This window comes from Haladaptatus pallidirubidus, from assembly GCF_020700235.1.
GTDB lineage: Archaea > Halobacteriota > Halobacteria > Halobacteriales > Haladaptataceae > Haladaptatus > Haladaptatus pallidirubidus.
The window spans coordinates 2,809,732-2,835,757 of sequence record NZ_CP085301.1; the positions used below are offsets into that span (position 1 = coordinate 2,809,732).

The 26,026-nt window shown below is 61.7% G+C and carries 34 protein-coding genes; 15 read left to right on the forward strand and 19 right to left on the reverse strand.

Annotated elements, in window-relative coordinates; genetic code table 11:
* The first annotated feature begins 85 nt into the window (after positions 1-85).
* The 3 genes from LIX15_RS15215 (at position 86) to LIX15_RS15225 (ending at position 1,560) form a co-directional block, all read left to right on the forward strand.
* Positions 86-862 (forward strand): enoyl-CoA hydratase/isomerase family protein, encoded by a 777-nt coding sequence (locus tag LIX15_RS15215; protein WP_227774006.1) that lies wholly within the window; start codon positions 86-88, stop codon positions 860-862.
* An 83-nt stretch (positions 863-945) separates the two neighbouring features.
* Positions 946-1,203, forward strand: a complete 258-nt coding sequence (locus LIX15_RS15220) for a DUF5789 family protein (RefSeq protein WP_227774007.1) — start codon at positions 946-948, stop codon at positions 1,201-1,203.
* A gap of 45 nt (positions 1,204-1,248) precedes the next feature.
* The gene (locus LIX15_RS15225) at positions 1,249-1,560 is read left to right on the forward strand and encodes a transcription factor S (RefSeq protein ID WP_227774008.1); all 312 of its coding nucleotides are present in this window, start codon (positions 1,249-1,251) and stop codon (positions 1,558-1,560) included.
* Here the strand turns inward: LIX15_RS15225 and LIX15_RS15230 are convergent.
* The 4 genes from LIX15_RS15230 to LIX15_RS15245 all read right to left on the reverse strand — a co-directional run bounded on the left by LIX15_RS15230 (position 1,557) and on the right by LIX15_RS15245 (position 3,553).
* A complete protein-coding gene (locus LIX15_RS15230) occupies positions 1,557-1,754 on the reverse strand; it encodes a hypothetical protein (RefSeq protein ID WP_227774009.1) in 198 nt (65 codons plus the stop codon). The genes LIX15_RS15225 and LIX15_RS15230 overlap by 4 nt on opposite strands.
* 48 nt (positions 1,755-1,802) lie before the next feature.
* Positions 1,803-2,525 carry a methyltransferase domain-containing protein gene (locus LIX15_RS15235; protein WP_227774010.1) on the reverse strand — a complete coding sequence of 241 codons (723 nt, stop codon included), beginning with the start codon at positions 2,523-2,525 and terminating at the stop codon, positions 1,803-1,805.
* Positions 2,522-2,914: a nascent polypeptide-associated complex protein gene (locus LIX15_RS15240; RefSeq protein ID WP_227774011.1), complete on the reverse strand. Its 393-nt coding sequence runs from the start codon at positions 2,912-2,914 to the stop codon at positions 2,522-2,524. The genes LIX15_RS15235 and LIX15_RS15240 overlap by 4 nt, the downstream gene beginning before the upstream one ends.
* A 96-nt stretch (positions 2,915-3,010) precedes the next feature.
* On the reverse strand, positions 3,011-3,553 hold the full coding sequence (locus LIX15_RS15245; RefSeq protein WP_227774012.1) for a PUA domain-containing protein: 543 nt from the start codon (positions 3,551-3,553) through the stop codon (positions 3,011-3,013).
* A 140-nt stretch (positions 3,554-3,693) separates the two neighbouring features.
* On the opposite strand from LIX15_RS15245, the gene LIX15_RS15250 reads away from it, so the two are divergent.
* Entirely contained in the window at positions 3,694-3,870 is a 177-nt protein-coding gene (locus LIX15_RS15250; RefSeq protein ID WP_227774013.1) for a DUF8178 family membrane protein, read from the forward strand.
* Here the strand turns inward: LIX15_RS15250 and LIX15_RS15255 are convergent.
* From LIX15_RS15255 to LIX15_RS15265, 3 genes are read right to left on the reverse strand one after another with little or no spacing between them, the layout of a single operon-like run.
* Positions 3,867-4,364 carry a LabA-like NYN domain-containing protein gene (locus LIX15_RS15255; protein ID WP_227774014.1) on the reverse strand — a complete coding sequence of 166 codons (498 nt, stop codon included), beginning with the start codon at positions 4,362-4,364 and terminating at the stop codon, positions 3,867-3,869. The two genes, LIX15_RS15250 and LIX15_RS15255, sit on opposite strands and share 4 nt — an antisense overlap.
* 49 nt (positions 4,365-4,413) lie before the next feature.
* Entirely contained in the window at positions 4,414-5,055 is a 642-nt protein-coding gene (locus tag LIX15_RS15260; RefSeq protein WP_227774015.1) for a metallophosphoesterase family protein, read from the reverse strand.
* A gap of 46 nt (positions 5,056-5,101) precedes the next feature.
* Positions 5,102-5,434 carry a DUF8070 family membrane protein gene (locus LIX15_RS15265; protein ID WP_227774016.1) on the reverse strand — a complete coding sequence of 111 codons (333 nt, stop codon included), beginning with the start codon at positions 5,432-5,434 and terminating at the stop codon, positions 5,102-5,104.
* Between the two features lie 328 nt (positions 5,435-5,762).
* Here LIX15_RS15265 and dapA point away from each other — a divergent pair, with 328 nt between their 5' ends.
* The 6 genes from dapA to LIX15_RS15295 are packed head-to-tail and all read left to right on the forward strand — an operon-like array spanning position 5,763 to position 11,421.
* Positions 5,763-6,647, forward strand: coding sequence for a 4-hydroxy-tetrahydrodipicolinate synthase (dapA, locus tag LIX15_RS15270; protein ID WP_227774017.1), 885 nt, complete (start codon positions 5,763-5,765; stop codon positions 6,645-6,647).
* The gene (dapB, locus tag LIX15_RS15275) at positions 6,644-7,438 is read left to right on the forward strand and encodes a 4-hydroxy-tetrahydrodipicolinate reductase (protein ID WP_227774018.1); all 795 of its coding nucleotides are present in this window, start codon (positions 6,644-6,646) and stop codon (positions 7,436-7,438) included. The genes dapA and dapB overlap by 4 nt, the downstream gene beginning before the upstream one ends.
* Positions 7,435-8,259 (forward strand): 2,3,4,5-tetrahydropyridine-2,6-dicarboxylate N-succinyltransferase, encoded by an 825-nt coding sequence (locus tag LIX15_RS15280; RefSeq protein ID WP_227774019.1) that lies wholly within the window; start codon positions 7,435-7,437, stop codon positions 8,257-8,259. Before dapB ends, LIX15_RS15280 begins: the two co-directional genes overlap by 4 nt.
* Positions 8,256-9,524, forward strand: a complete 1,269-nt coding sequence (gene lysA, locus LIX15_RS15285) for a diaminopimelate decarboxylase (protein WP_227774020.1) — start codon at positions 8,256-8,258, stop codon at positions 9,522-9,524. The genes LIX15_RS15280 and lysA overlap by 4 nt, the downstream gene beginning before the upstream one ends.
* A complete protein-coding gene (gene dapF, locus LIX15_RS15290; protein WP_227774021.1) occupies positions 9,521-10,357 on the forward strand; it encodes a diaminopimelate epimerase in 837 nt (278 codons plus the stop codon). The genes lysA and dapF overlap by 4 nt, the downstream gene beginning before the upstream one ends.
* Positions 10,354-11,421: a M20/M25/M40 family metallo-hydrolase gene (locus tag LIX15_RS15295; RefSeq protein WP_227774022.1), complete on the forward strand. Its 1,068-nt coding sequence runs from the start codon at positions 10,354-10,356 to the stop codon at positions 11,419-11,421. The genes dapF and LIX15_RS15295 overlap by 4 nt, the downstream gene beginning before the upstream one ends.
* A gap of 10 nt (positions 11,422-11,431) precedes the next feature.
* Here the strand turns inward: LIX15_RS15295 and LIX15_RS15300 are convergent, their stop codons facing one another.
* Positions 11,432-11,776, reverse strand: coding sequence for a DUF5518 domain-containing protein (locus LIX15_RS15300; protein ID WP_227774023.1), 345 nt, complete (start codon positions 11,774-11,776; stop codon positions 11,432-11,434).
* A 126-nt stretch (positions 11,777-11,902) separates the two neighbouring features.
* Positions 11,903-12,115 carry a zinc ribbon domain-containing protein gene (locus tag LIX15_RS15305; RefSeq protein ID WP_227774024.1) on the reverse strand — a complete coding sequence of 71 codons (213 nt, stop codon included), beginning with the start codon at positions 12,113-12,115 and terminating at the stop codon, positions 11,903-11,905.
* An 86-nt stretch (positions 12,116-12,201) separates the two neighbouring features.
* On the opposite strand from LIX15_RS15305, the gene LIX15_RS15310 reads away from it, so the two are divergent.
* The gene (locus LIX15_RS15310) at positions 12,202-12,567 is read left to right on the forward strand and encodes a hypothetical protein (RefSeq protein ID WP_227774025.1); all 366 of its coding nucleotides are present in this window, start codon (positions 12,202-12,204) and stop codon (positions 12,565-12,567) included.
* A gap of 73 nt (positions 12,568-12,640) precedes the next feature.
* Here the strand turns inward: LIX15_RS15310 and LIX15_RS15315 are convergent, their stop codons facing one another.
* Positions 12,641-12,787, reverse strand: coding sequence for a hypothetical protein (locus LIX15_RS15315; RefSeq protein ID WP_227774026.1), 147 nt, complete (start codon positions 12,785-12,787; stop codon positions 12,641-12,643).
* Between the two features lie 126 nt (positions 12,788-12,913).
* Positions 12,914-14,293 (reverse strand): adenylosuccinate lyase, encoded by a 1,380-nt coding sequence (purB, locus tag LIX15_RS15320; protein WP_227774027.1) that lies wholly within the window; start codon positions 14,291-14,293, stop codon positions 12,914-12,916.
* A gap of 167 nt (positions 14,294-14,460) precedes the next feature.
* Between purB and purH the strand changes: the two genes are divergently transcribed.
* Entirely contained in the window at positions 14,461-16,077 is a 1,617-nt protein-coding gene (purH, locus tag LIX15_RS15325) for a bifunctional phosphoribosylaminoimidazolecarboxamide formyltransferase/IMP cyclohydrolase (protein WP_227774028.1), read from the forward strand.
* Between the two features lie 223 nt (positions 16,078-16,300).
* Here purH and LIX15_RS15330 read toward each other — a convergent pair whose 3' ends face one another.
* Positions 16,301-17,101, reverse strand: a complete 801-nt coding sequence (locus tag LIX15_RS15330) for an alpha/beta fold hydrolase (protein ID WP_227774029.1) — start codon at positions 17,099-17,101, stop codon at positions 16,301-16,303.
* A gap of 94 nt (positions 17,102-17,195) precedes the next feature.
* Here LIX15_RS15330 and LIX15_RS15335 point away from each other — a divergent pair, with 94 nt between their 5' ends.
* Entirely contained in the window at positions 17,196-17,711 is a 516-nt protein-coding gene (locus LIX15_RS15335; protein ID WP_227774030.1) for an SHOCT domain-containing protein, read from the forward strand.
* 79 nt (positions 17,712-17,790) lie between these two features.
* Positions 17,791-20,250 (forward strand): dihydropteroate synthase, encoded by a 2,460-nt coding sequence (gene folP / locus LIX15_RS15340; protein WP_227774031.1) that lies wholly within the window; start codon positions 17,791-17,793, stop codon positions 20,248-20,250.
* Positions 20,251-20,367: 117 nt separating this feature from the next.
* Here the strand turns inward: folP and LIX15_RS15345 are convergent, their stop codons facing one another.
* The 5 genes from LIX15_RS15345 to LIX15_RS15365 form a co-directional block, all read right to left on the reverse strand.
* Positions 20,368-21,006, reverse strand: a complete 639-nt coding sequence (locus LIX15_RS15345; RefSeq protein WP_227774032.1) for a glycosyltransferase — start codon at positions 21,004-21,006, stop codon at positions 20,368-20,370.
* A gap of 51 nt (positions 21,007-21,057) precedes the next feature.
* Positions 21,058-21,657 carry a DUF7344 domain-containing protein gene (locus LIX15_RS15350; protein WP_227774033.1) on the reverse strand — a complete coding sequence of 200 codons (600 nt, stop codon included), beginning with the start codon at positions 21,655-21,657 and terminating at the stop codon, positions 21,058-21,060.
* Positions 21,658-21,912: 255 nt separating this feature from the next.
* Positions 21,913-22,350 (reverse strand): hypothetical protein, encoded by a 438-nt coding sequence (locus tag LIX15_RS15355; protein WP_227774034.1) that lies wholly within the window; start codon positions 22,348-22,350, stop codon positions 21,913-21,915.
* An 83-nt stretch (positions 22,351-22,433) separates the two neighbouring features.
* Positions 22,434-22,649: a hypothetical protein gene (locus LIX15_RS15360; RefSeq protein WP_227774035.1), complete on the reverse strand. Its 216-nt coding sequence runs from the start codon at positions 22,647-22,649 to the stop codon at positions 22,434-22,436.
* Positions 22,633-22,965, reverse strand: coding sequence for a HalOD1 output domain-containing protein (locus LIX15_RS15365; RefSeq protein ID WP_227774036.1), 333 nt, complete (start codon positions 22,963-22,965; stop codon positions 22,633-22,635). Before LIX15_RS15365 ends, LIX15_RS15360 begins: the two co-directional genes overlap by 17 nt.
* A 202-nt stretch (positions 22,966-23,167) precedes the next feature.
* Between LIX15_RS15365 and LIX15_RS15370 the strand changes: the two genes are divergently transcribed.
* Positions 23,168-24,970: a S9 family peptidase gene (locus LIX15_RS15370; protein WP_227774037.1), complete on the forward strand. Its 1,803-nt coding sequence runs from the start codon at positions 23,168-23,170 to the stop codon at positions 24,968-24,970.
* A 191-nt stretch (positions 24,971-25,161) separates the two neighbouring features.
* Here the strand turns inward: LIX15_RS15370 and LIX15_RS15375 are convergent, their stop codons facing one another.
* Both LIX15_RS15375 and LIX15_RS15380 read right to left on the reverse strand, forming a co-directional pair.
* A complete protein-coding gene (locus LIX15_RS15375; RefSeq protein WP_227774038.1) occupies positions 25,162-25,371 on the reverse strand; it encodes a hypothetical protein in 210 nt (69 codons plus the stop codon).
* Between the two features lie 94 nt (positions 25,372-25,465).
* Positions 25,466-25,960 (reverse strand): GNAT family N-acetyltransferase, encoded by a 495-nt coding sequence (locus LIX15_RS15380; RefSeq protein ID WP_227774039.1) that lies wholly within the window; start codon positions 25,958-25,960, stop codon positions 25,466-25,468.
* Positions 25,961-26,026: the final 66 nt, after the last annotated feature.

The window sequence follows — 26,026 nt, forward strand, 5'->3', positions numbered from 1 at the left end:
TCAACTCTCGAAGCACTCAGACCGCGTTCTCGTCAAACTCTTCGTCTCCGCAATGATTAACCGAGTTCCGCGAGACATCCCACGCATGTCCGAATGGGATACGGTACGACTCGACTTCGACGACGACGCGGCGACGCTGACGGTTGACCGACCCGACCGACTCAACGCCCTGAACGTCGAGACACTGCACGCGCTCCGCGAGGCGATTTCGGAAGCAGAATCCGAGGGGGCCCGCGTGCTCGTTCTCACGGGCGCCGGCGAGAAGGCGTTCATCGCCGGGGCCGACATCAGTCACATGCAAGACCTTTCCGTGACCGAAGCACAGGAGTACGCGGAACTGGGCCACGAAATCGCGGATATGCTGGAGTCGTTCCCCGCCCCCGTCATCGCGGCGATGAACGGCTACACCTTCGGCGGCGGCTGCGAATTTGCACTGGCCTGTGATTTTCGCGTTGCCAGCGAGGACGCCGTCATCGGCCAGACCGAAATCGACCTCGGCATCATACCGGGGTGGGGCGGTACCCAGCGCCTTTCGCGTTTGGTCGGCGACGAATTGGCCCGCCGCCTCATCTACTTCGGCGAGCGAATCGACGCGCAGGATGCCCACGAGATAGGACTGGTGGGCGAAGTCGTCGCCCACGACCAAATCGAATCCCACGTCGCGGAGATGGCGGCAGACCTCGTGGAACGCCCGGCCTTCGCCCTCCAAGCCGCGAAAGAGGCGCTGAATCAGGCGCACGAGGGAACTCAATCGGCGGGACTGCGCTACGAGCGCCGCCTCTGGAGTTCGCTGTTCGGCACGCACGATCAGCGAGAGGGGATGGCGGCGTTCTTGGACGACCGGGAACCGGAGTTCGAGTAAAGACGTTCTGTGGTGGAACTCCAAAACGGTCGCGGCGGCGGGCGTGACAACAGCTAAGATGCTTCATGTTGTTCCATGTTCCCATGGGACGTACTGTCCGGTTCAGCCATCTGGAATCCGAACTTCAGCGGCTGTCCTATCCGATATCACGTAACGCCGCCGCAACCGAGTTCGACGACGTGACGGTTCTCTTCACGAAAGGGGAAAAGAACCTTGGCCAGCTCGTTTCGCAAACCGAGCAGGAGGAATACGAATCCGTAGAAGATCTCGATGCGGAAATCAACAACGTCCTCCCGCGGGAGGCGGTGGGCGAACCGTATCAGTCTGAGGGCGAGGGGTAAGAAGCACGCCGTTTAAATGGGCGCGTCGGCTATCCCGGGACAACAATGGAGTTTTGTGACGAGTGCGGTTCCATGATGAAAGCCGACGACGGCCTCTGGGTTTGCGGAAGCTGTGGCTACGAGAAACCCAAAGGCGACGCCAGCGACTACACTATCACCGAAGACCAAGAGGCCAGCGAGATAATCGAAAGCGGCGGCGGCACCAACGGTCTGCCGACCACCAGCGCGCAGTGTCCGAACTGTGACAACGACGAAGCCTACTGGTACATGCAACAGATTCGCTCCGCCGACGAGAGCGAAACCCGATTCTTCGTCTGCACCGAGTGCGAACACAAGTGGCGCGAAGACGATCATTAACCGCGAGCTTTTACGACGGTCGAGAGCCAGCGCGGTTCGCGCTGACTCTGTCCGTCTCCCTGTAAAAGCTCGACCAAAAGCACAGCGTCACCTCCTCGGGCGCTCCTTGCAGTCGCACCTCGAAGGTTCCATGGCCTGCTCACTTCGTTCGCGGGAGTGTGTTCTAGCGGTTGTGTCGCCTGCCTCTCGCTCACTGCGCTCGCTAACTGAAAGATCACAAAAAGAAAGTCGAAAACGCGGCGTTACAACTTTCGCGCGAACGTCAGATAGCCGGTGTGGCCGACTCCCGTCGTCGTGGGGCGCGTCCCTCGGTCGTCGAAATCCATCTCGCGTTGAATGGTTTCCATCGTCCGGATGTTGTCGAGAGTGGCCTCGCGCGCGGCCATCTCGACATCGCGCGCGCTCTCCACGAACGGGGCGTACACGCCGAGCGACCCGCCGTCAGCGAGCAGTTCGGGCGTGTGCGCGACGACGACCGCCGCGTCCGGCGTGTCGAGCGTGAGCACGTCGAACTCGCCGAGGTCGTCCACCTCGTCGGTTATGTCGCCGGTTCTGATATCGACTCGGTCGGCGACATCCGCCATCTCGATGTTCTCGCGCGCGACCTCCGCAAAGTCGGCTTTGCGTTCGAACGTGACGACGTCCGCGCCGATTCGACCGAGATACCCCGCCAGAACGCCGGTTCCGGTTCCTGCGTCCAGCACGCGGTCGCCAGCCGAAACGCCCGTTTCTCCGACGACGAGTCCGATGTCCCGCGGGAGCATCGGCGCGCCGGTTCGCTCGAAATGGTGAAACAGGTCGGGTCCGCGAAGTCGGCGGACCGTAAACTCCTCGTCGAGATGCGTTGACAGGACGTCGCCCGGTTGCACGTCTTCGGGAACGGTGAGGACGCCGAGGTCGGTCTGGAGTTCCTCACCGGGGTCGCGCAGATACTCCCGGTCGCCGTGCGTGAGCAGAACCGTCACTCCAGTCGCTCGACCGCCGCCGCGAGGTCGCCATCGACCGCTTCGAGCGCCTCGCGGGCTTTGTCCTCGCTCGCGCCCGTTCGCTGGGCGACGATTTCCACGTCGGCGTCCGGAATCGCGCTCGCGGACGCATCTGCATCGCCCGCCTCGACCGCACCGCTTGCGCCGCCGGTCGATTCGCGCGTTTCGGCGTCGCCGACGATTTGATAGGTTTGTTGACCGCGGGCGTCCATCCGGGTGACCTCGGGATCGCTGAAGACGAGTTCCTCGCCGTCAGCGGTGCGGATGACCACTTCTTCGGCATCGACGTCGTCCACGTCGATACCCATTTGCTTCATCATCTGTTGCATCTTTCGGGGGTTGAGTCCGCCGCCGCCTCCTCCAAACATACCCGAATCGTCGGAACGGAGGGCAAAAAACGTGACGCAAACGCGGCGCGTTATCGACCGTCTGCCTCGCGCTGGCGAACGTATCTCGAGAGTTCACTACTCACCCGCGCCGTCCCGCACTTTGACCGCCATTCCGGTCGTAAAATCGAGGATGGCGTCCGCGTCGAGTTCGGCGCGCCCGACCGCGAGCAGGTCGCCGTTTTCGTGGGTGACGAGCACTTCGTCGCCGGCGCGAATGTCGCCGTCGGCCTCGTCCACGAACTTCGCGAAGACGTTCTTTCCGTCGCGGACGAACGGTTCGCTCTCGTCGCCGACGATGACCCTGCCCGCCGGGGAGTCGAGGGCGTTCGCGAGTCGGGAACCCCCGGCGAGTCCGAGGGTAAATCGACCGTCGGTCGCGTAGGTGACCAGTCTGGTCCCGTCCGCGTGAACCTGCTGTGGGCGTCCGGAGGACGACCGGCGGATTTCCAACTTCTCGTCCCGCGGGAATAGGGCGGAGCCGGCGCCCGCTCCGAACTGGTAATCCGCCGTGATGCGGAGGGAGGGTAAGTCGTCGGCCTCCGTGCTCTCGTTTTCCTCCGCAGTTTCGCCGGCGGCTGTATTCTCGATTTCCGCGCTCTCGGGGTCGGCTTCGGTCATTGACCTGGCTTCGTCGGGGCGGGCTGAAAGCCCTTCGACATCATTGATTGTTATGCTATACCATATCATTGCCATTTGGAACCGTGACCCAGTCTATCGGTTTGAGAGTGATTTATTAGGAGTGAGACCGAAAGTCGGGTATGAACTCGAAAGAACTACTCGGAATCGCGCTTCTCATCGTCGGGAGCGTCGTGATTTTCGCCATTACGTCGATGGCCGGGTCGCTCGTGGGGAACGTCCTCGCTGGCGTCGCTACGGTCGCGCTCGCGGCGGGCGCACTGATGTACGGAACGGCAGAAGACGGACGTCCGGTTTAAAGCAGAAACGTCTCGGTTCGTTCGCTCAAATCGACGAACGTGTCGGCGGCGTCGATGAGTTCTTCCGCTGACGATTCTTTGAAACCCATCACTTCCACGCGCACCCCCTCGTGGCGAAGATGGGTTGCGAGTCGAGCGAAATCCCCATCTCCGGTGCAGAGGACGACGGTGTCCACTTTCGGCGCGAGCGTAATCGCGTCGAGACAGATGCCGACGTCCCAGTCGGCCTTCTTCGAACCGTCGCCGAACGTTTTTATCGCCTTTATCTTCGTCTCGAAGCCGATGTCGGTGAGGGCATCGAAAAAGCGGTCTTCGTCGGGGCTATCGGCCTGAATGACGTAGGCGATGGCGCGCGTCAAATCGCGTTCCTGCGTCGCCTTCGAGAGGAGGGATGAGTAGTCGATGTTCCGGCTGTAAACACTTTGAGCCGTGTGGTAGAGATTTTGCGCGTCGGCCAACACCGTCACGCGCTGGGCCGGATGAATCTCGGTCATACCTTGGTGTGATAACTACTCGCATAAAGAGGTTCCTGCTTTGCCTCCATCAGCTTTCTGGGGTTTCGTGCCACGTCAGCGAGAGGGTATCGGGGTCGAGTATGTAATATCGCTCCCACGTCGGTGCCACACTGACGACGCGAGTGCCGCTAATCGTCGTCTCCGTGTGCTCGTGATGGTGACCGATGAGACAGAGATCCGGGTCGAGTGCGGCGAGTAAATCGTCGATGTGCGAACAGCCGACTTCGTACTCCTCCGAGACGGGCAATCCGTGCGGCGCTTCGTGCGTCATCAGCACGTCGATCGATTCGAGCGACAGCGCACGCTCGATGTCTTCGTGCGTGAAATGTCTTCTGCGCTCGCCGACGAGGTTCGCGCGCGGGCGGTCGTACTGCGTCGGCGCGTAATTTCCCGACAGTCCGGCGATTCGAAGGCCGTCCAGTTTGACCACAGTGCTAGCCAGCAGGGTGGCGTTTCGAACGTCCGAATTTGAAACCAGTCCGTTCCGGAGCGCAGAAATCGTATCGAAATCCTCGTTGTTTCCCGCGATGAACCACGTCGGTTTCGGCAAATCGTAGTACATCAGGTCGCCGAGTTGTAGAGTGACGTCTTGGTTCGCTTCGCGGTAGGCCGCAAAGAGCGCGCGCCGTTTTTCCAGGGCGGCGGCGTGAGCATCTCCGAGGACGAGCATCGACCGTGATTATTTCCGGAGACGTGATAATACCGCCGGATTCGCTTCACCCGAAAAGAACGAGCGCGACGGCGGCGAATACGAGCAGCCCAATTCCGTAAAAGAGGACTTTGATGTCGCTATCCATTCGTTTTGCCTGCATATCGGCCGGATCGACGATCGTACTCGCGATCCCCATCGAATCCGCATTGGTCGTCGCGGTTCCCATCCGGACGGTTCCAGTTCCGCCGAGCGCGAACAACAGCGCTACCAACCCGAGTCCGAACAGACAGAGGAGAACTATTCCGGATCGGGTAACGGCGTAGGTGAGGGCGACGGTAAGACCGGCGTAAACGAGGGTGTACCGAACACCACACCGCCCGATGAGGCTCCAATCCATAATCATGTAAATGTGTAATAGGTGATAAAATTAATCATAGATCATGGGTTTCGTAACGCTCGAAAACACTTCGAAAGCGGCGGTACACGTGTTTCTGGCAACCGCCCCAAACTCTGCCTGCGGCGTAAGGCATAAGTCCCCACGGAAACAGCCTGTTGTATATGCCATGTGCAGTCGCTCACTCCCTGTTTGCGTTTGGGACAAGCGACGGCACAGTCGGAAAACGCAAAAAACGCGCGAAATAAACGGTTTGTGGCGGGATTGGCACTCCCGTCGCGGGCCACCTTCGTTTTGCACCGCGCGACCACCGATTTCCGACTCAAAACCAATGACGAACACACCGTTCCGCGGGGTCTACCCCGCGATGACCACGCCCTTCGAGGGCGACAGCATCGATTACGACCAACTCCGCAGCGACGCCCAGCGTCTCGAACGCGCCGGCGTACACGGCCTCGTTCCCGTCGGTTCGACCGGCGAGAGCGCGACCCTAACCCACGACGAGCACGCGGAAGTCGTGGAAGCAGTGGTCGAAGTCGTAGACGTTCCAGTTATCGCCGGAACCGGAAGCAACGCCACGCACGAAGCGCTCGAACTCTCCCGGCGGGCCGAAGCCGCCGGGGCCGATGCACTCCTTCTCATCTCGCCGTACTACAACAAGCCCGAACCGGCGGGAATGGAGCGACATTTCCGAACCGTCGCCGACGAAGTTGACCTGCCGCAAATCGTCTACAACGTCCCGTCCCGGACGGGTCGGAACATCGACGTGGAGACGACGGTTTCGCTGGCGAGTCACGAGAACATCGCGGGCTACAAGGCCGCGAGCGGCGACCTCGGACAGATCGGTGAAATCATCGAGCGAACCAGAAGCGAGGAATTCGCGGTGCTGTCGGGCGACGACGCCCTGACGCTTCCGATGCTGTCGCTCGGCGCGACCGGCACAATCAGCGTGTCGGCGAACGTCGAACCGGAGCGAACCTGCGAACTGGTCGAATCGGCGCTCGATGGCGATTACGACAGAGCGCAGGAACTCCAGCACGAACTGGGGCCGCTGTTCCGCGCGCTGTTCTCCGAGACGAACCCGATTCCGGTGAAGACGGCGATGGAAATCAGGGAGTACGGCCCGGGCGAACTTCGCCCGCCGCTGTCGTCCCTCTCCAAGGAGAACCGCGAGGAACTGGCAGGGGTTCTGGATAGCTTGGAGGGGTTCGCGTGACGCGGGAGCCGTCCTCTGCGCGCGTCCTCGTCTCCGGAGCGACCGGACGAATGGGACGCCGAGTTATCGAGGAAGCGGCCGCCCGCGACGACGCGCGCGTCGTCGCGGGCGTGAGCCGCGACCTGTCGGGTAAAATCGACGACATCCCCGTCGAACCGGCGGACGAGTTCGAAGTCGTACTCCGCGAGTACGACCCCGACGTTCTCGTGGACTTTTCGGTTCCCGAGGCGAGTCGGGAGTTCGTCGCCGACTGCGCGGAGGCGAACGTCGCCTGCGTCGTGGGGACGACCGGTTTCACGGAGGACGAGTTCGCGGAGGGCGGCCTCGCCGCCCTCCGCGAAGCGAGCGAGCGCGTTCCCGTCCTCCACGCGAGCAACTTCTCACGTGGAGTTCAGGCACTGCTTCGAGCGGTCGAAGGCGCGGTAAGCGATTTGCCGGGTTACGACGTGGAAGTCACGGAATCCCATCACCGACACAAGCGCGATGCCCCGAGCGGAACCGCGAACGCGATTCTCGACCGAATCGAATCCGTCGGGGAGTTCGATGGACGAATACACGGCCGCGAGGGAGATGCCCTGCGCGAACCGGGCGAAATCGGCGTCCACGCGCGACGGGCGGGGGGAATCAGGGGCGAACACGAAATCCTGCTGGCGAACGAACACGAGGAACTGCGACTGACCCATCGTGCGGGAAATCGGTCGGCGTTCGCCGACGGGGCACTCGACGCGGCGGGGTGGCTGGCCGGACGAAATCCGGGTTGGTACGATTTTAGCGAGGTAGTAGCAGAATGAGAAACGACATCCAAGCGTTGTGGCAGCGATACGAATCGGACGAATTGAATGCGGAGAACGCCGGAAACAGGGAGTACGAGATCCTCGATTCCTTCCTCGACGCGTTGGAAGCGGGCGAAATCCGCGCCGCCGAAAAGCGAGACGGCGCGTGGGAAGCGAACGAGTGGGTGAAACAGGGTATCCTGCTCAACTTCGGCCTCCGAAATACGGAGGGCCGGGAGTACGGCGACGTGACCTACTACGACGTACTTCCGCTTCAGGAGACGGACGACCTTCCCGACCGCGGAACCCGCAACACGCCCGACGGAACCGTCCTTCGACGAGGGGCGCACATCGGGTCGACCTGCATCATGATGAGTCCGAGCTTCGTCAACATCGGCGCGTCGGTCGGCGACGGAACGCTCGTGGACTCCTGCAACACGGTCGGTTCGTGCGCCCAAATCGGCGCGAACGTGAAGTTGGGCGCGAACACGCTCATCGGCGGCGTCCTCGAACCGGTCGAAGGCACCCCCGTCATCGTGGAGGACGACGTAACCCTCGGCGCTGGCTGTCGCGTCACCTCCGGGTTCGTCGTCGGCGAGGGGAGTATCGTCGGCGAAAACACGCTTCTCACGCCCCGAATTCCCGTCTACGACCTCGTTGACGAGGAGATTCTGTACGGCCATCTTCCACCGAATCGGCGTGCGTTCACCCGTTTCGTGGAGTCGGGAATCGGCGACCACGAACTGTTCGACGGCGGGGCGTTCAAGCCCGCCGTCGTCGCTCTCGACGTGGAAGACGATACGCTGGAACAGGTCGAACGGGAGGAGGCCCTGCGATGAGCGAGACGAGCGCTCCGAGCGACGAGGCACACGAAAACGACAACCCCGACGTACGACGGCTCGCGGATTGGTCGGGAGAACGCCTCGAATCGCTCGCCGAGGAACACGGGACGCCGCTGTACGTCACCGACCTCGGGCGCGTGCGCGAGAATTACCGGCGATTCGCGTCGGCATTCCCGAACGCCGACGTTCATTACGCGGCGAAGGCGAACACCTCGCGGGCGGTTCTCGAAACGCTGGAATCCGAGGGGTCGAGCGTCGAATGCGCCTCCGCCGGGGAAACCGAGCGCGCGTTCGCCGCCGGATTCGACGGCGAACGCGTCCACTATACCGCCGTCAACCCGCCCGCGGAAGACCTCGATAGGGCGGTGGAACTCGCGGACGAGAATTCGTGTCTGACGATCACGGTCGGTGCGCAGGACACCATCGACCGACTGGCGGAGCGCGGCTACGACGGACGGCTCTGCCTCCGTGTCAACCCCGGCGTCGGTGCCGGACACCACGAGAAGGTGCGAACCGGCGCGGACGCGAAGTTCGGCGTTCCGTACGACCGCGCCGCCGAACTTCTCGAATCCGCCGCGGACGATTTCGACGTTGTCGGTATCCACGCCCACGCGGGAAGCGGAATTTCGGGCGACGACTTGAGCAACCATCGGGAACTCGTCTCGCGGATGGGCGAATTGGCGCGGAGCATCGACTTGCCACTCGAATTCGTCGACGTCGGCGGCGGATTCGGCGTCCCGTACCGCCCCGACGAATCGCCGCTCGACCTCGATTCGGTTGCGGCGGCGACCCACGATGCTCTCGGCGACCTCGACGCGACGCTCGTCGTGGAACCGGGACGCTACCTCGTCGCGGACGCTGGCGTCCTCCTGACCGGCGTAAACACGGTCAAAGAAACGCCGGAAATCACGGTTCTCGGCGTCGATGCCGGAATGACGACACTCGCCCGCCCCGCGCTGTACGACGCTTACCACCACGTCCGGAATCTTTCTTCGGACGGCCCCGAAATCGAGACGACCATCGCTGGACCGATTTGCGAGAGTTCGGACACCTTCGGCGAACACCGAATCGCCGACCCGCAACGCGGGAATCTACTGGCAATCGGCAACGCGGGGGCTTACGGCTACGAGATGGCCAGTCAGTACAATTCGCGTCCGCGGCCCGCGGTCGTCGTGGTTCATGGCGAGCGCAGCGCGGTCGCACATCGACGCGAAACGCTGGCCGACGTGACCGCGGCCGAGGAGGAGGTGAATTGGCGATGAACGTCTCCTTCGAGAAGTTCCACGGAACCGGCAACGATTTCGTCATCGTGGACGCGAGCGTCTGCGTTCCCGACCGCGCAGGCTTCGCGCGCGAAGCCTGCGACCGCGCCGACGGAATCGGCGCGGACGGCGTCCTGTTCCTCGCCCTCGAACCGAACTACCGCCCGCCGAGGGTCATCATGACGCTCGTCCAGCCCGACGGAAGTACGGCAGAGATGTGCGGTAACGGCGCGCGCTGTGCCGCGATGTGGGCCGCGAAACGGGCGGACGCGGACGAGGTCATGATAGACACCCTCGCCGGAACGCGATACGCCAGCGTTCGGGACGACGGGGCGACCATCGAGATGGGCGCGCCCGACTTCTCGCCGGACGGGGTTCCGCTCGCGCAAAATGAGCCGCTCGTCCAGGAGGAAATCGGCGGCTACGAAGTGACGGCGGTGAACACGGGCGTCCCCCACGCTGTCATCTTCGTGGACGACATGGATTCGGTCGATATCGACCGGGACGCGCCGCCGATTCGAAACGCCGAGCAGTTACCCGACGGGGCGAACGTTACCTTCGCATCACCCCGTGAGGACGGATTCGACCAGCGGACGTTCGAGCGCGGCGTCGAAGGCGAAACTCAATCCTGCGGAACCGGGGCGGTCGCAATCGCGGCGGTCGCCCGGCGACTCGGGCTGACTGAGGAGCGAGAAATCTCGGTGTCACCGCCCGGCGGCGACCTCGAAGTCGCGCTCGGCGAGCGATACGCCACGCTGTCCGGTCCGGTCGAAACCGAGTTCGAGGGTCGGGTGCGAATCTCCACTGCGGGCCGACTCGACTTGGAAGCATGACCGGCTTCGACCCTCTCGAATTTCTGGAACGAGCCGTAAAGACCCCCTCACACGAATCGGTCGCGGAAATGCGCGGCCTGCTCGTAGAAACGCTCGAATCGGCGGACGTGGAAGCCTCGGTGGACGACGCCGGAAACGTCCTCGCGGAGCGAGCAAGCGAGAAAGACGGCCCGCACGTCGTGTTGAACACGCACATCGACACGGTTCCGCCGCACGTTCCGTTTTCCCGCGGCGGCGACAGAATCCGAGGGCGCGGTTCCTGCGACGCGAAGGGCCCGCTCGCGGCCCTTCTCGTGGCCTTTCTCGCCGCGGAACCCGCCCGGGGAAAACTAACCCTCGCAATTACGCCGGACGAAGAAACCGACTCCGCGGGTGCGGCGGCGTTGGACGTCGAGGCGGACGCCGTCATCGTCGGCGAACCGACCGGCCTCGACGTGTGCAACGCGGGAAGAGGGCGGTTTCAGGGAACGGTAACGCTTCGCGGGGAAAACGCCCACGCCGCACACCCCGAATCGGGCGTCAACGCCATCGCCAGTCTGCCGCCCGTTTTGGCCGCGTTGGAGTCGTTCGACACTCGCGATCCGCACGCGGAACTCGGCTCGCCGACGCTCACCCCGACGACGATAGAGGGGGGGACGGCGACGAACCAGATTCCCGCAAAATCATCGTTCGTCATCGACCGGCGGAGCGTCCCGCCGGAGGGTGCAGAAGAGTTCCGGGAGTCGCTCGAAGCGCATCTTCAGGACTCTGCCCCCGAGGGAGTTACGGTGGACGTTTCGCTCGCCGCGCGGGACACGCCGTTTCTGGAGGCGTTCGAAACCCCTGCGGATTCGAAACTCGTGAAGACGCTACGGCAGGTCAGCGGCGGCGAAGTGCGACCGTTCGGCGCGGCGACGGAGGCGTCCTATTTCGCGCAGGTTGCGCCAACCGTCGTGTTCGGGCCGGGCGTCCTCTCGGACGACGAGGGCGCAGTCGCACACGGCCCTCGGGAGTACGTAGATGCGGAAGAGGTCGAATCAGCGGCGGACGCTGTCACGGAAACGCTGCGCGAACTGCTCGGGTAGCGTTCGATTTTCAGAACTCGTGAAATACGCGCCGAGGTAGCCGCCAAGCGCGCTCAATCCGGCGGTGTAGAGCAGAGCCAACACGCCCAGCAGCAGCAGGAACACCACGAAACCGCCCGGTGCGCTCCCGAAGAAGAGGAAAGAGGATGCTCGTGACGAAGAATCCGAACGCCGCCATTGGAACCGTCGCAATCGCGCCCGAGACGAATCCGATTCTGACGCCGGAATCGGCGTCCGCATCGCTTAGGTAAGCCGCGACGGCACCGCCGAGAATCGGCGAAAACGGGATGAAGGAGGTGACGAGGGTTACGACTGCGCCGATGAGCGCGTTGACCATCGTATTATCAGTTCTCATACCGTATCTGTTGGGTGGCAGAGGAGATAAACACCGCTGAAAGTGACTACTTGTGATCAGGTCTGGCGGTTGCGGTCGCGACCGCAACCGCCCGAGGTAAAAACGCGCACCGACGGTATTTCGGCATCATCCCAAGAACACGTCAACGACGTCGCTTCCGCGATTCCGAACGTCTTTGTACAGTTCGGAGTAGCCGCAGTTCTCGCATGAGACGACGGTAAATTTCTTAGTTTGGATGTCGAACATCTTGCTCAATCCGCCATCGGTCGTCGAAATAGAATCCGTGGAGGCTTCCGTGTGGCTGCATTTCGGACAGCCGGAGGAGTCATCGGGGTTCATGTTGTCGATGTGTGCAGTGCAGCGATAAATAATTCGTGGTCGACATGTGGGCGAGATTTATTACGGTTCGCTTCGCAGTGGTCGATATGGGAACCTCCCACTCGTACGGACGAACGCAGTCCGCCCCGCTCGGCATCAAAATCCTCTGCATACTCGGTGCGATTTCGGGGATTTTTGGCATCTTCGGCGGTCTCGGAACGTTGTTTTCGTCGCCGTTCGGTATCGTCGTCGGCACCCTCGCCATCGCTTTCTCGCTCGCCAAACTCGTCGTCGTTTGGGGGCTCTGGACGCTTCAGTCGTGGGCGTGGATGCTCACCGTCGTCGTGTACGGAATCGGTCTCTTGCTCGACGTTCTTAACCTGATGACCGGGAATCTCTTCGCCATCTTTAGCATCATCGTCGGCGGTCTCCTACTGGCGTACGTTTACAGCAAGCACGACTACTACCGCTGAAAACCCCGATTTCATTTTCGCGAAGACGATTGTTCGGCCCGTTCTTTGACCCCCAAGAGCATCTTGCGCTCCATCACGAGGCGTTGTGAATACCTGCACCAACGAGGTTCTCCAGCCAGTCGTAGCTGTAGAACCCGCCGCGTCCCTGCCCGAGTTGCACCACCCACGGCCACAGGTCCTCGACCGGCGCGTCGATGGTAATGGCGCGAGTAGCCTGCACTCGGGGCGAACGAGAAACCAGTACGCGAGTGCGGCATCCACCACGACGGTCGAAATCGCTCGGCGACGAGCGTCCTTCAGCGTGGAAACGAGAACGCCACAAAGCGACTTAAGGATGAGTGCAGGCTCAGTCGAGGTCGTCAACGAGTTCGTCAGCGATGCCGGTGTAGCCCGCTGGCGTCAGTGTGTGCAGTTCCTCGCGAACGTCATCGTCCACGTCCAAATCGTCGAAGAGGTCGCGGAAATCGGCCAGAGTGACGCGTTTTCCGCGGGTAAGGGATTTAACTCGCTCGTATGCGTCCTCGTGACCCTCTCGGCGGAGAATCGTTTGTACCGCCTCGCCGACGACTTCCGGCGTCGATTCCAGTTCCTCGCGCATGACCTCCTCGTTGGGGACGATTTTGTCGAGACCGTCCTGTGCTTTCATGTAGCCGAGCAAGCAGTAGGAGAACGCGGCCCCGATGTTTCGCTTGACAGTCGAATCGGAGAGGTCGCGCTGGAGGCGCGACGTGGTGATGTAATCGCCCACGAACGTGAGGTCGGAGTTCGCCTTCGAGAGGTTTCCCTCGCTGTTTTCGAAGTCGATGGGGTTCACCTTGTGCGGCATGGTCGAACTGCCGGTTTCCCCTTCGGCTGCGACCTGACCCAAATACCGGTCGCTGACGTAGAGCCACGCGTCGCGGTCTAAATCGAGCAAGACGTTGTTCGCCCCGCGAAGCGCGTCGAATAGTTCCGCGAGGTCGTCGCAGGGGTTGATCTGCGTGGCGAGCGCGGTGTGTTCGAGTCCGAGAGCTTCCACGAACTCCCGTGAGAACGTGCGCCAGTCAACGTCGGGATACGCGGAGACGTGGGCGGCGTAGGTACCGCTCGCGCCCGCGAGTTTACCCGAGATCGATTCGGCGGCTCCTTCGATTCGTCCCATCGCACGACCGAGGCGGGCGGCGTAAACGGCCATCTCCTTGCCGAACGTGGTGGGTGTGGCTGGCTGTCCGTGCGTTCGGGCGAGCATCGGCACGTTCCGATGGTCGTGCGCCATCTCCGCGAGCTCGTCGCGAACCGCGGCCAGTTCCGGAAGCAGAACATCCTCGACGGCGGGTTTGACCAGCAGTCGGTGGGCGAGATTGTTCACGTCCTCGCTCGTCAGTGCGAAGTGAATCCACGAAGAGAGAGTTTCGAGATGATCGGGGAGCGAGTGGCGGACGAAGTATTCGACCGCCTTCACGTCGTGGTTCGTCGCGGAGTATCCCGCGTAGCCCTCGGTTTCGAGGGCCTTGATGACGTTTGCGTCCTCCTCGTCGAACTCCTCGTACAGGTCGCGGAGGAAATCGCGGTCGTCGTCCGCGATTTCGAACGGCGTCGCGTCGAGGTCGGCTAGCGCGAGGAGGTATTCGACTTCGACTCGCACGCGGGTGCGCATGAGCGCGGCCTCGCTCGCGTACTCGCGGAGCGGCGCGGTTCGTCCGGCGTATCGCCCGTCCAGCGGCGAGACGGCGTAAAGGGAATCCATACCTGTGCCTGCCGGGGCGTTCGGCAAAAGCGTGTCGGTACGATGACGCACGGACGTGCATATAAAGCGTGAAAATAGCATCTTCAAATCTCCAAATATCCACGAACTCGCATATATTTTGGCGAAAGACCGCAACTACTTTGCCCACGCCGGTCGCTCTTCCGACCATGACAGGGATTGCGGGTATGGCCGGGAACCGTGGTCGAAACCTCATGCACATCGCCGACCTCGCGCCGGGCGGAGCCGAACTGGCGGTCGTGCTGACGAACAGCGCGGACGCGCCGGTTTTGGAGGAAGCCCAGAAACGCGATATTCCGACCGAAGTCGTCGAACAGGGCGACGACGAGTCCCGCGAAGCGCACGAGCGGAGGGTGCTCGACGCGTTGACCGACTACGAGTTCGACCTCGTCTGTCTCGACGGCTACATGCGAATTTTGACCGGCGAGTTTTTAGACGAGGCGCCGACGACGCTGAACGTCCACCCGTCCTTGCTCCCCTCCTTCCCCGGCATGGACGCGTGGGGCGATGCGCTCGACGCGGGCGCGAGCCTCACGGGATGCACGGTCCACGTCGTCACTGAGGCGACGGACGAAGACGGGAAGGTAGACCCGAAACGCGTCGATAGCGGTCCAATCGTCACGCAGGAACCGATTCCGGTCTACGAGGGCGACACGAAAAAGAGCCTCAAAGAACGCGTCCTCTATCAGGGCGAGTTCAAGGCCTACCCCCGAGTAGTGCGCTGGTTCGCCGAGGGACGGGTCGAGGTCGATTACGGCGCGAACGCGGTTCGCGTCGAGGGTGACGAGAACGCCGCGCTCCCGGCCCGGCGCGTCGAAACCGCAGACCGTACCGCAAACCTGCGGTACGGAGAAAACCCGCACCAGGACGCCGCGCTATATGCAGATGCGACCTGCGAAGAGGCCAGCGTCGTCCACGCGAATCAGTTGAACGAGGGCGCGAAGGCGCTGTCGTACAACAACTACAACGATGCAGACGGCGCGCTGAACCTGATAAAGGAGTTCGACCGCCCCGCCTGCGCGGTCATCAAACACACTAACCCGGCCGGATGCGCCACCGCCGACTCGCTCGCGGAGGCCTACGACCGCGCACTTCGAACTGACGCGAAAAGCGCCTTCGGTGGTATCGTCGCCCTCAACCGGGAGTGCGACGACGCGACCGCGGAGCAAATCGTGGACTCATTCAAGGAAGTCGTCGTCGCGCCGGGATACACCGACGACGCGCTGGAAATCCTCTGCGAAAAGAAAAATCTGCGAGTCCTCGAAGTCGGTGACCTCGGGGAAATCACCGAAACCCACACCGAAAAAGATCTGGTCGGCGGGCGACTCGTGCAGGAGCGCGACACGCAGGCCCCGACCCGTGACGACCTCGAAATCGTTACCGCCCGCGAACCCACGGACGAGCAACTCGATTCCATGCAGTTCGCGTGGCAGACCATCAAACACGTCAAATCCAACGCCATCCTGTTCGCCAAGGGCACCGAAACGGTCGGCGTCGGCGCGGGACAGGTCAGTCGCGTGGACGCGGTCGAAATTGCGAGGATGAAAGCCGAACGCGACGCCGAAGGCAAGGACGCCGAGGGCGCGGTGATGGCGAGCGACGCTTTCTTCCCGTTCCCGGACGCCATCGAGGAGGCCGCGGACGCCGGAATCGAGGCCGTCATCCAACCCGGCGGGTCGGTCAACGACGACGACGTAATCGAGGCCGCGAACGAACACGACATGGCGATGGTGTTCACGGGGAGTCGGTGCTTCAGACATGACTGAACGATAGTGGAGGAATGTTGGAAGCTCGGAAGGCAAGCGAAGCGAGTCTTCCGGTGCTTTAGACACGCCCTCCTTCCAATCAGTCGTGTCTAAAGCCAGCAAGCGCAGCGCCGAAGGGCGACCGTCTTGCGTGCTTCCGCCACTCCTTCACTAGCGTTCAATCGTGGTGGAAGTACGTCGTGGAGCGTAGCGGAACGAGCGTGTAAAGCTCGGAAAAATTGCTTTACAGTTCCGCCACGAACGTCGCGACCGCGCGATTAAACTCGTCCGGTTCCTCCAACGTCGGAACGTGACCGCTCTCCTCGAACAGTTCGAACTCGGCGTTCGGAATGCGGTCTGCCACGTCCTCCACGGCGGCGACGGTTCGCCACGTTTCGTCCGCGCCAGCGCAGACGAGCGTCGGGACGTTGACGTCGGGAAGCACGGTTCGGTAGTCGCGCACCGCGTAATCGAACAGAATCGCGCTCTTGACCGGCGGGGGCGAGCGCGAAACTTCGTCGAAAACCAACCGTCGAACCTCCTTCGAAGGCGGTTCCTTGAACGTCTGCTGGATGAGGCCGTCGACCAGCGCCAAGTGGTCGGTCTGCACCAGTTCCAGCGTTTGGGTGAGTCGGTCAAAGTCGGTGTTGCCGTGTTCGAAATCGTCCCACTGAAACGGCGAGGCGGACATATCCACTGCCACGAGTCCGTGAATGCCGTCCGTCCCAAACTGGTCGATGTACTCCCACGCGACGAGCGCACCCATCGACCAGCCGACGAGAACCACGTCATCCAGTTCGCGCTGGTCGAGAAACGCCCGCAAATCGCGGGCGTACTGCGGCACCGTGTGTCCAGTTTCCGTTTTTTCCGACCGTCCGTGACCTCGGTAGTCGAGCGCAATCGTTCGAAAGTCGTCCGAGAGGTCGGCCAACTGCGGCGTGAAAAATCGAATTCCAGTTGTCACCCCCGGCAGAAAGACGATTGGCGTCCCTTCCCCCCGTTCCTCGAAGTAGAGCGTTGCTCCGTTGCACTGTTCGTCAGGCATCGTATGTGGTATTGATTCGCATAGTCAAAGTGGTCGCGGTCCTTCGCCGGACGGGAGAACGGGTTAAAGTACGTTCCCGACCAACGCCTCGTTAATGGGACTGCTCGGAGACTCCAAAGTCAAGGCCCTGCTTGCCGGATTCGTTCTCTCGGTAGTCTTGCTCGTCGGCATCGCCGCGCTCGGTCTGCTGGCCGCGCTGTCGGCGCTCGGCAATCCGGAGTACGCCAACACGCCCCTGCTCGTCGTCTTCCTCGACGCCGCCGCCGTGTACATCGTGGCGTTTCTGCTTGACGCGCTGGTCGCGGGACTGTTGTTCTTCGGGTTGGTCGTCGCCGCCGCCCGACGTGTGTCGATGCCGCGGAACGACCGCCTCGCGGGACTCGTCCGACGGGCGGAGCGACTGCACCCACACGTCGGTTCGCTCGGTCTGTCGGAGCGCGTCGAACCGACGACCCAAGACCGGATGGACGAGTTGAAAGAACGGTACGTAGCGGGAGAAATCGGCGAAGCCGAGTTCGAGCGCCGAATGAAACGCCTCGTGGACGACGACGTGACCGACGAACAGGTGCGGCGGGAGCGCAGGCGAACCGAACGCGAGTACGAGCACTGACCGGACGGAAACCGTTCTTCGGGAATGCCGGTTTTCCGACTTCGACAATCTAAAGCGGACTGCTTCTGTCGTCTCAGATATGGACTACCACGAGGCGGCGAACTTCCTTCTCAACCTGCGGCGATTCCGTCCCAAACCGGGGACGGACTCCACCGCGGACCTTCTCGCACACCTCGGCGACCCCCACGACGGCGTGCAGTTCGTGCAGGTAGCGGGGTCGAACGGAAAGGGAAGTACGGCCCGAATGACGGAACAAGTGCTCCGCGAATCGGGGTTGACCGTCGGTCTCTACACGTCGCCGCATTTCGACGACGTGCGCGAGCGAATCACGGTTGACGGTCGAAAAATCACGAAAGCCGCGATGGGTGAGTTCGTGGAGGACGCACGCGAGTACATCACCGACCGGGCGGTGGACGGCGAATCGCCGACGTTTTTCGAGGGAATGACCGCGATGGCGCTCTGGTACTTCGGCCGCGAGGACGTCGATGTTGCAATCCTCGAAGTCGGTATCGGCGGGCGATACGATGCGACGAGCGTGGTTGACCCGATTGCCGCGGCAGTGACGAGCGTAACGCTCGAACACACGGGCATCATCGGCGAGACGGTCGAGGAAATCGCCCGCGACAAAGCGCACGTCGCGCCCGACGACGCTCCGTTGGCCACTGGTGCGACGGAGGACGCCCTCGACGCGATTCGGAAGCAAGCGGGCAACGTCGTCGTGGTCGGACAAGGAACGGACAGCGAGGACGACGGCCCGGACGTGCGGGCGACCTACGACGGCCGGACGAACCACACCGAAGCCGCGATTTCCCTCTCCGGTTCGGACTGGGAGGTCGAAACCGCGATTCCACTGCTCGGCGAACACCAGGCCCAAAACGCCGGAATCGCGGCGGTGTTGGCCCGGCAGATCGCCGACGTGAGCGAGGAAGAACTGGCCCGCGGCCTCCGAAAGGGGTTCTGGCCCGGTCGGTTCGAAGTGATGGGAACCGACCCCCTCGTCGTCCTCGACGGGGCGCACAACCCTGGTGCCTGCGACGCACTTGCAAAAACCATCTCCGAGTTCGACTACGACGAGTTCCACCTCGTTTTCGGCGCGATGCACGACAAGGATATTCAGTCGATGGCGGACGCGCTTCCGACGCCCGACCGCGCCGTCGCCTGCCACCCCAACATCGACCGTGCAGAGGACGTGGAAGTCATCGCACGCGCTTTCGAGGAGCAGGGTGCCGGTGAGGTCGTGCGAGTAAGCTCGGTCGAGAGCGCGTTGGAAAACGCATTCGATACAGCAGGGGAAGACGATTTGATTCTGGTCACCGGGTCGCTGTTCGCGGTGGCGGAAGCGCGTACTCGATGGACGCGGGCCGAGATTCCGAAGCGAATCGGAAATTTGGAAGAGGCACGCGAAGCGCTGGAAGGAACCCACGTCACGAAACCCGGTGTGTGGAGAATGCGAGGAAAAGCTGTTCATCACGTGCTGAAAACGCGCGTGCAGGTTCGGCAAGCCCAGTACATCAAAGAGGAGATGTTGAGTCTCGGCGGCGAATGCGCCCAGTCGGGGCTGAACGACCGCGACGACGAGAACATCGACGTGCTTCTCATGGGAACCCTAGCGCAGTATAAGCGACTCGCTGAAAAGTTGGACGGGCAACCCTACGGCCTGTCGGTGTTCGCGGACGAACTCCGCGACACGCTCGGAATCCAGCGAGGGGAGCGCGAACACGGTTACCCGTGGGAAGGGAGAACCGCGGTGATGGGCATCCTCAACGTCACGCCGGACAGCTTCCACGACGGCGGACAGTACGAAGCCCGCGAGGACGCGGTCGAACGCGCCCAGGAGATGGTCGAATCGGGCGCGGACATCATCGACATCGGCGGTGAAAGCACCAGACCGGGGGCGGACGAAATCTCGAACGAGGAGGAAATCGAGCGAATCGTCCCGGTTATCGAAGAAATTAGCGATTTGGATGCGATGGTTTCGGTGGACACGCGCAAGGCGGACGTTGCCCGCGCCGCGCTGGAAGCGGGTGCGGATATCGTGAACGACGTGTCCGGATTGGCGGACCCCGAAATGCGGTTCGTCGCCGCGGAGTACGACGCGCCGCTCGTGGTCATGCACAGCCTCGACGCGCCCGTGGTGCCGGATCACGTCGTCGAGTACGACGATGTGGTCGAGGACGTTATCGCGGAACTGGAAGAGCGCGTCCTGCTCGCCGAAAAGGCCGGACTGGACAGAAGTAAAATAATCGTCGACCCGGGACTCGGCTTCGGCAAACGCGCCGCGGAGAACTTCGAACTCCTCGGCCGGACGGGGGAGTTTCACGGCCTCGACTGCCCGGTTCTCATCGGCCATTCGCACAAATCGATGTTCGGCCTCATCGGAAGCGAGGCGGGCGACCGTGGCCCGGCAACCGTCGCCGGAACGACCATCGCCGCGGAACGCGGGGCCGACATCGTCCGCGTTCACGACGTGAAGGCGAACGTCGCCGCGGTTCGCGTCGCCGAAGCCGTGGAAGCACCGAAAACGCTGGACGACTCGTAGCGATTCGACTCGTGGATTTGCGCGATACGGACTCCGACCGCAAAAAGCGGAAATCAATCGTAAAATGCAGGAGTTTGAACCGCTTGCAAGACCTCGTCGCTGGATTGCTGACTTCCGTTAGTTGCCGATGTCGACGAGCGCCTGCCACGTGTTCGGGCCGGCCATGCCGTCGACCGTGAGTCCGGCGCTGGATTGGAAACTCTCGATGGCTCCCTCGGTTTCCGGGCCGTAGTAACCGTCCACGGAGATGCTGTTCGGAACGACGCGCACGTCGTCGCCGTTCGCACCGAGTTCCCGAACGCGCGTTTTGACCGTTTCGGAAGGCGTGAGCACCTCGTCCGGCGCACGAGCGGCCATCCGGAGCGATTTCGAGGCGGTTCCCGTCCCGGCGGGCGGCGCTTCGTACCAGTCCACGACGAGCGGTGCGCGCGCGAATTTGCTCGCCGTTTTCGCGGCCAAAACGTGCTTCGGAACCGAGGCCGCGTGAATCACGTCCGGTTTCGCCCGTCGGAGCGCGCCGGGGAGCGAGAGCGCGAACCGACGGGACGGTGCTTCTCCGGGCGGTTCGGTCGTCACGGCACGATAGGTCACGTTCTCCTGTTCGAACGACTCGTGGTCTCCGTCCCACCACTGGGCGCAAAAAACGGTTATTTCGTGACCGCGGCTAGCGAGGAGTTCCGCGGTGCGACGAAGTCGGCGGGTTGCGCCAGTTTCCTCGTGTTGGGCCGTCACTTCAGCGACGAACGCGACTCGCATACCTGCGGCCACGAAACGAGAAAGTAAAAGTCTTCTTTCATTGGAACCCGTTCACTGGAACCAACTGCTGTCGTCGAACTCCAGCGCGAGATCCGGTGTCGCGCCCTGAAATCGCCGCTGCCAGACGTGTCGGTCGTAAAAGTGTGCGACGGCAGTTATCCCGAACAGCAACAGCACGAGCGCCGCGAGTTGAAAGCCGGAAAACGAAACGAAACCGACCCAGCCGAAAACGACGAGTACGGTCCCGATCCCCGAAAGGGAGACGTAGAGTTTGTGCCACGGAACCGTCGTCTGCGAATCGGTCGCCAGATACAGTTCGAAATTCTGCGCGCCGTCAGTGAACGATACTCGCTTGGATTCGCGGTCGTAGGTAACGATTCCGATAGTTTCCAGTTTCGGAAGATGGGTTTGATACAGCGCGCTGTACACCGATTTTCGTTGTTCGGGAGAAACGGCCTCCACGTCGAGGTTGTTCTCCCACGCCGCGATTTGTTCCGCGAGTTCCCCCAATTCGACCGGTTTTTGCTCCCGATTGAGATAGTACAGTACGTATCTCCGACGAAGATTTTTTACTGCGTTGTACACCTCCTGCTTTGAGAACGCGGGCGACCGTGTCCGGTCAACGCGCTCTCGGGTTCGTGTCGTAGTCATACCTCCCCCGTGGTACTATCCACACGCCAACGACCCGCATAAACCAGCGACTCCGTTCAGTTCGTATCCTGCGATGTCTATTTTGCGTGAACGATTCCGTAACCGGCAAATCCTGAATTACATCCTCAGCGTGAGGACACGACGCGGACACGATAGGATGACCCCGCGCTGGCGATTCAACCACCAGTTACTATTTCCGTCGCGACGAAAAACGTCTGCGTTACCTCCGACCGTAACCGTTCAAACCGGTCGAAATCAGTCACTCGCGTTGTTCGGGCCGATACGTTCCTGACAGGTGGTTGCGGCGGGATGCTGACGATTCAAAACCGGCGTGGCACGCTTGTCGTCGTACACCGCGACGTAGGCGACCGCCGTTCCGGTTTCGCCCTGGTTCGGCGGCGCAACGAGCGTCGTTCCGTTGACCGGACCGTACTCGAAGTACGAAGTCGCGACGCCGTCCGGGGCGTACCACGTCGTCCCGACGGTGACGCGCTCGGCCGATCCGTTGACTCGGACGGCGGAGCAGTTGACGAACTCGACGTGCAGGTCGGTCGTCGCAGTATCGGCGGTTACGGAACCGTCGCTGGCGTTGCTCGCGTCGGTTCGTGCGCCGGTACCGACGCCGCTTCCGGTAACGAGTAAACAGACGAGTGCGACAACAACTGCTCGCTGCGCGTATTTTGTGGCATGCATGGCGACTGGCCGTCACACGCAGGGGTTTTTGTTATGTGCCGGATACGACCCGGTAACGACGCGATAGAGTCCGAATGCTGCCGTTACCGTTTCTCGAAGTTCCCATCGCCCTTCCGTAAACGAGTGATTTCGACTATCACGTCCGGAACGTCGTCCTCCGGTCTACGGAACGTCCACGAGCGGTCGAACCCGATTCCATTTCGGGCGCTCACCTCGACCAGTTGCCCCAACTGCTGTTCAAACTCGTCCAACGAGAGCGGTTCCACGTCGCCAGTCACTCGGCTAGCACCCGGAGTCATCGGGGGAAAATCGCGGTCCTTCGTCGTACACCTGTACCGTCCCCGTGGTGTCGATTCGAACCGTGCAGTCGTGGAACGGGAACTGTACCTGCCCGACGCCGGGGGCGTTTTCGACGTCGAATGATTTGAAGACAACTTCGAGCGCGTCGCAATCTATCGTTTCCTGAAGAGGTGGCATCTCCTCGATGGGCGTGTCGGTAACCTGAGAGACCGCCTTACTAACGGCGACGACGATACTATCAGTTTCGTCTTCGTCGAACGAAAATTGATGTATCAAGTCCGTGTTATTGCCTGTGTCCGTAGATGTCGCCTCCATATTATATCACATATCGTATATCAAATCAAGCTATCGATTCTACAAAACCTGTGCCTTTGTATCTCCATTCTTTAAGTAGAATGAGAGGTAATGAATTTGATTGGTGCTTCGGATATAATCTCTTGGGCGAGTAACGGCTCCCGTCCGACGATGATTACCGTTTGCCAAACTACTTTGTTACCCGTATCGAAACAAAACGCCAATGATTACGTACGATTTCGAGCGGTATCTGAACGTTCGAAGCGCGCACGGCGCGTCCTTCGGCCCGGACGGCGAGCGACTGAGCTTTCTGCTGAACACGACGGGCGTTCCGCAAGTCTGGCGGATGGATAAATCGGGGACGTGGCCCGACCAGCTCACGTTTTACGACGAGCGAATCTCGTTCGCCTCGTGGTCGCCGGAGCGCGACGAACTCATCTTCGGCATGGACGACGGCGGAAACGAGCGCGAGCAGTTGTTTCGACTCGACGGAACCGGCGAAACCATCACCCCGCTCACGAACATGCCGGACGCAAAACACCGCTGGGGCGGGTGGAACTCGGATGGTTCGCAGTTCGCGTTCACGTCGAACCGACGCGAAAACGGCGTTTTCGACGTGTACGTTCAAGACCGCGATGCGGTCGGCGAGGGCGCGAAAATGGTGTACGAAGGCGACGGCTGGCTTTCGCTCGCCGGGTGGAGCCCCGACGACCGACTCGTCGTGGTCGAAGCCCACTCCTCGTTCGATCAAGACCTCCACGTCCTCGACATCGAATCCGGAGAACTGGAACACGTAACGCCGCACGAGGGGCACGTCCGCTATCAAAGTGTCTGCTGGGGGCCGGGCGGCGACGCGCTCTACCTCGTCACGGACGAGGGCAGCGACACGATGTATCTCGCGCGTCTCGACCTCGGTGCGATCGAACTCGAAGTCGTGGAAGAGGGCGGCGACTGGAACGTCGATGGCGTCGCCCTCGATGAGGATTCGGGCCGACTCGTCTACTCGCGCAACGAGGACGGTTACACCGAACTCACGGTCGGCACGCTGAAGGGCGAGACGACCATCCGCGAATTCCCGACGCCGAACCTTCCCCGGGGAGTCGCTGGCGGCGTCAGTTTCGACCCCGACGCGGAGCGGTTCGCCATCACCGTTACCGGAAGCACGAACAACACGAACGTTTACGTGGTCGAAACCGAGACGGGCGTGGCGGAACGCTGGACCGAGGCATCGACCGCCGGAATCCCGCCGGAGACGTTCGTCCCGCCGAAAGTCGTCCACTTCGAGAGCTTCGATGGAAAGAAGATTCCGGCCTTCTTCTCGGTTCCCGAGGATGCGAAAGCCGGCGAAACCCCTGTCATCGTGGACATCCACGGCGGTCCGGAGTCCCAGCGACGGCCCTCGTTCAGTCCGACCAAGCAGTACTTCCTGAATCGCGGCTACGCCTACCTCGAACCGAACGTCCGCGGTTCGTCGGGTTACGGCAAGGAGTACACGCACCTGGACGACGTGGAACGGCGGATGGATTCCGTCGCGGATATCGAAGCCGGCGTCGAGTGGTTGCACGACCAGCGCGTCGTCGATCCCGACCGAATCGTCGCCATGGGCGGCTCCTACGGCGGATTTATGGTTCTCGCCGCACTGACCGAGTACCCCGACCTCTGGGCCGCCGGGGTCGACATCGTCGGCATCGCAAACTTCGTTACGTTCCTCGAAAACACGGGTGACTGGCGGCGCGAACTTCGGGAGGCCGAATACGGGTCGCTCGAAAACGACCGGCAGTTTTTGGAATCCATCAGTCCAATCAACAACATCCAAAACATCGAAGCGCCGCTGTTGGTTCTTCACGGCGCGAACGACCCGCGCGTGCCCGTCGGCGAAGCCGAACAAATCGCAGAGGAGGCGAAAGCGCAGGGCGTTCCCGTCGAGAAACTGATTTTCTCCGACGAAGGCCACGGCTTCTCGAAATTGGAAAATCGAATCGAGGCGTACACGAAGACGGCCACGTTTTTGGAAAAATACGTTTGAACAGGGGATAGAACCATAGAAGTTTTTTAATTTTATGATAAAATAAATAGTGGAAAATTAACAGAGGTGGAGATACACCGTCAGCAAGTCACGACTACAATCAAGCCCGCCACCGCCTCGCAACCGCACCGCAAGAGTCACACCCGCCCCAGCCGATTGTGTTTCTCGGTCACTCCGTTCCCTGCGATACTTCATCCCTCGCGCGGGCGACTCCCGTCGCCTTCGCGCGCCACATATAAAATTGGATTTCGTGCGTTTTCAATCACTCTGGCGCGTGCGTCGGCAGACCCGAGGTGTTTACCGCCGAGGGTCTGTCTGGGTTCGCGCGAGGGACGACCGAAACGAGCGTTAGCGAGTTGATGGAGTCGGTTGGGGAGGATGTGGCCTGCGGAGGCGGTCATGTGTTGGCGTGACTTGCTGACAGAACTCAATTAAAGAAAGAACTCACACAAAACAGTCCGTGTTTTGTCCCAATTTATCACAACCGAACCCTCACTACAATTCCTTTTCGTAGACGTACTCCCAGACACCGAACCCATCCGCTTCACGCTCCTCGATGCGGTCGAAATCGCGCGCTTCGTAGAATCCGACACCGACCCCGTTATCCGCCAAAACGCTCAATCGAACTCGCTCGCCGCCACGCTCGCGCAGTCGCCCCTCCACACGATTGAGCAATCGGCTTCCCAACCCCGACCCCCATTCGTCAGAAACGACGTAAATCCGGAGTAACTGAAAAACGGCCTCCGCGTCCGGATGCGGCGCGGCGTGGACGAAACCAATAATCTCCTCGTGCTCCGCAACGAAAACCTCGTGGTCTGTGCGGGTCGCGCTCTCGCGGAGGCGTTCGGTGTCGTACCACTCGTCGATGGTTTCGTCCACGGTACTGGCCCCGATGATATCGTCGTAGGCCGAGTGCCACGACTCCCGGGCGACGCACCGGATGGCAGTTGCGTCGCCCGGTTCCGCGGGACGAACGGTTGGATTCGTCATACACAGCTCTCGTCATGAGCTGTCAAAAGTATTGCTCGAATCGTCCCATTGTCACGACGTGTCAAT

Bases quoted from the DNA above. Each gene is read 5' to 3' on its own strand.
- lysA (WP_227774020.1), top strand. From the start codon at position 8,256: ATGAGCGAGACGAGCGCTCCGAGCGACGAGGCACACGAAAACGACAAC.
- LIX15_RS15345 (WP_227774032.1), bottom strand. From the start codon at position 21,006: ATGCGAGTCGCGTTCGTCGCTGAAGTGACGGCCCAACACGAGGAAACT.
- LIX15_RS15355 (WP_227774034.1), bottom strand. From the start codon at position 22,350: ATGCATGCCACAAAATACGCGCAGCGAGCAGTTGTTGTCGCACTCGTC.
- LIX15_RS15310 (WP_227774025.1), top strand. From the start codon at position 12,202: ATGGGAACCTCCCACTCGTACGGACGAACGCAGTCCGCCCCGCTCGGC.
- LIX15_RS15370 (WP_227774037.1), top strand. From the start codon at position 23,168: ATGATTACGTACGATTTCGAGCGGTATCTGAACGTTCGAAGCGCGCAC.
- LIX15_RS15295 (WP_227774022.1), top strand. From the start codon at position 10,354: ATGACCGGCTTCGACCCTCTCGAATTTCTGGAACGAGCCGTAAAGACC.
- purH (WP_227774028.1), top strand. From the start codon at position 14,461: ATGACAGGGATTGCGGGTATGGCCGGGAACCGTGGTCGAAACCTCATG.
- LIX15_RS15330 (WP_227774029.1), bottom strand. From the start codon at position 17,101: ATGCCTGACGAACAGTGCAACGGAGCAACGCTCTACTTCGAGGAACGG.
- LIX15_RS15265 (WP_227774016.1), bottom strand. From the start codon at position 5,434: ATGGATTGGAGCCTCATCGGGCGGTGTGGTGTTCGGTACACCCTCGTT.
- LIX15_RS15255 (WP_227774014.1), bottom strand. From the start codon at position 4,364: ATGACCGAGATTCATCCGGCCCAGCGCGTGACGGTGTTGGCCGACGCG.
- LIX15_RS15220 (WP_227774007.1), top strand. From the start codon at position 946: ATGGGACGTACTGTCCGGTTCAGCCATCTGGAATCCGAACTTCAGCGG.
- dapA (WP_227774017.1), top strand. From the start codon at position 5,763: ATGACGAACACACCGTTCCGCGGGGTCTACCCCGCGATGACCACGCCC.
- LIX15_RS15375 (WP_227774038.1), bottom strand. From the start codon at position 25,371: ATGACCGCCTCCGCAGGCCACATCCTCCCCAACCGACTCCATCAACTC.
- dapF (WP_227774021.1), top strand. From the start codon at position 9,521: ATGAACGTCTCCTTCGAGAAGTTCCACGGAACCGGCAACGATTTCGTC.
- LIX15_RS15360 (WP_227774035.1), bottom strand. From the start codon at position 22,649: ATGACTCCGGGTGCTAGCCGAGTGACTGGCGACGTGGAACCGCTCTCG.
- LIX15_RS15260 (WP_227774015.1), bottom strand. From the start codon at position 5,055: ATGCTCGTCCTCGGAGATGCTCACGCCGCCGCCCTGGAAAAACGGCGC.
- LIX15_RS15215 (WP_227774006.1), top strand. From the start codon at position 86: ATGTCCGAATGGGATACGGTACGACTCGACTTCGACGACGACGCGGCG.
- LIX15_RS15250 (WP_227774013.1), top strand. From the start codon at position 3,694: ATGAACTCGAAAGAACTACTCGGAATCGCGCTTCTCATCGTCGGGAGC.
- LIX15_RS15225 (WP_227774008.1), top strand. From the start codon at position 1,249: ATGGAGTTTTGTGACGAGTGCGGTTCCATGATGAAAGCCGACGACGGC.
- LIX15_RS15240 (WP_227774011.1), bottom strand. From the start codon at position 2,914: ATGTTTGGAGGAGGCGGCGGCGGACTCAACCCCCGAAAGATGCAACAG.
- purB (WP_227774027.1), bottom strand. From the start codon at position 14,293: ATGGATTCCCTTTACGCCGTCTCGCCGCTGGACGGGCGATACGCCGGA.
- folP (WP_227774031.1), top strand. From the start codon at position 17,791: ATGGACTACCACGAGGCGGCGAACTTCCTTCTCAACCTGCGGCGATTC.
- LIX15_RS15335 (WP_227774030.1), top strand. From the start codon at position 17,196: ATGGGACTGCTCGGAGACTCCAAAGTCAAGGCCCTGCTTGCCGGATTC.
- LIX15_RS15280 (WP_227774019.1), top strand. From the start codon at position 7,435: ATGAGAAACGACATCCAAGCGTTGTGGCAGCGATACGAATCGGACGAA.
- LIX15_RS15350 (WP_227774033.1), bottom strand. From the start codon at position 21,657: ATGACTACGACACGAACCCGAGAGCGCGTTGACCGGACACGGTCGCCC.
- LIX15_RS15380 (WP_227774039.1), bottom strand. From the start codon at position 25,960: ATGACGAATCCAACCGTTCGTCCCGCGGAACCGGGCGACGCAACTGCC.
- LIX15_RS15300 (WP_227774023.1), bottom strand. From the start codon at position 11,776: ATGAGAACTGATAATACGATGGTCAACGCGCTCATCGGCGCAGTCGTA.
- LIX15_RS15365 (WP_227774036.1), bottom strand. From the start codon at position 22,965: ATGGAGGCGACATCTACGGACACAGGCAATAACACGGACTTGATACAT.
- LIX15_RS15305 (WP_227774024.1), bottom strand. From the start codon at position 12,115: ATGAACCCCGATGACTCCTCCGGCTGTCCGAAATGCAGCCACACGGAA.
- LIX15_RS15245 (WP_227774012.1), bottom strand. From the start codon at position 3,553: ATGACCGAAGCCGACCCCGAGAGCGCGGAAATCGAGAATACAGCCGCC.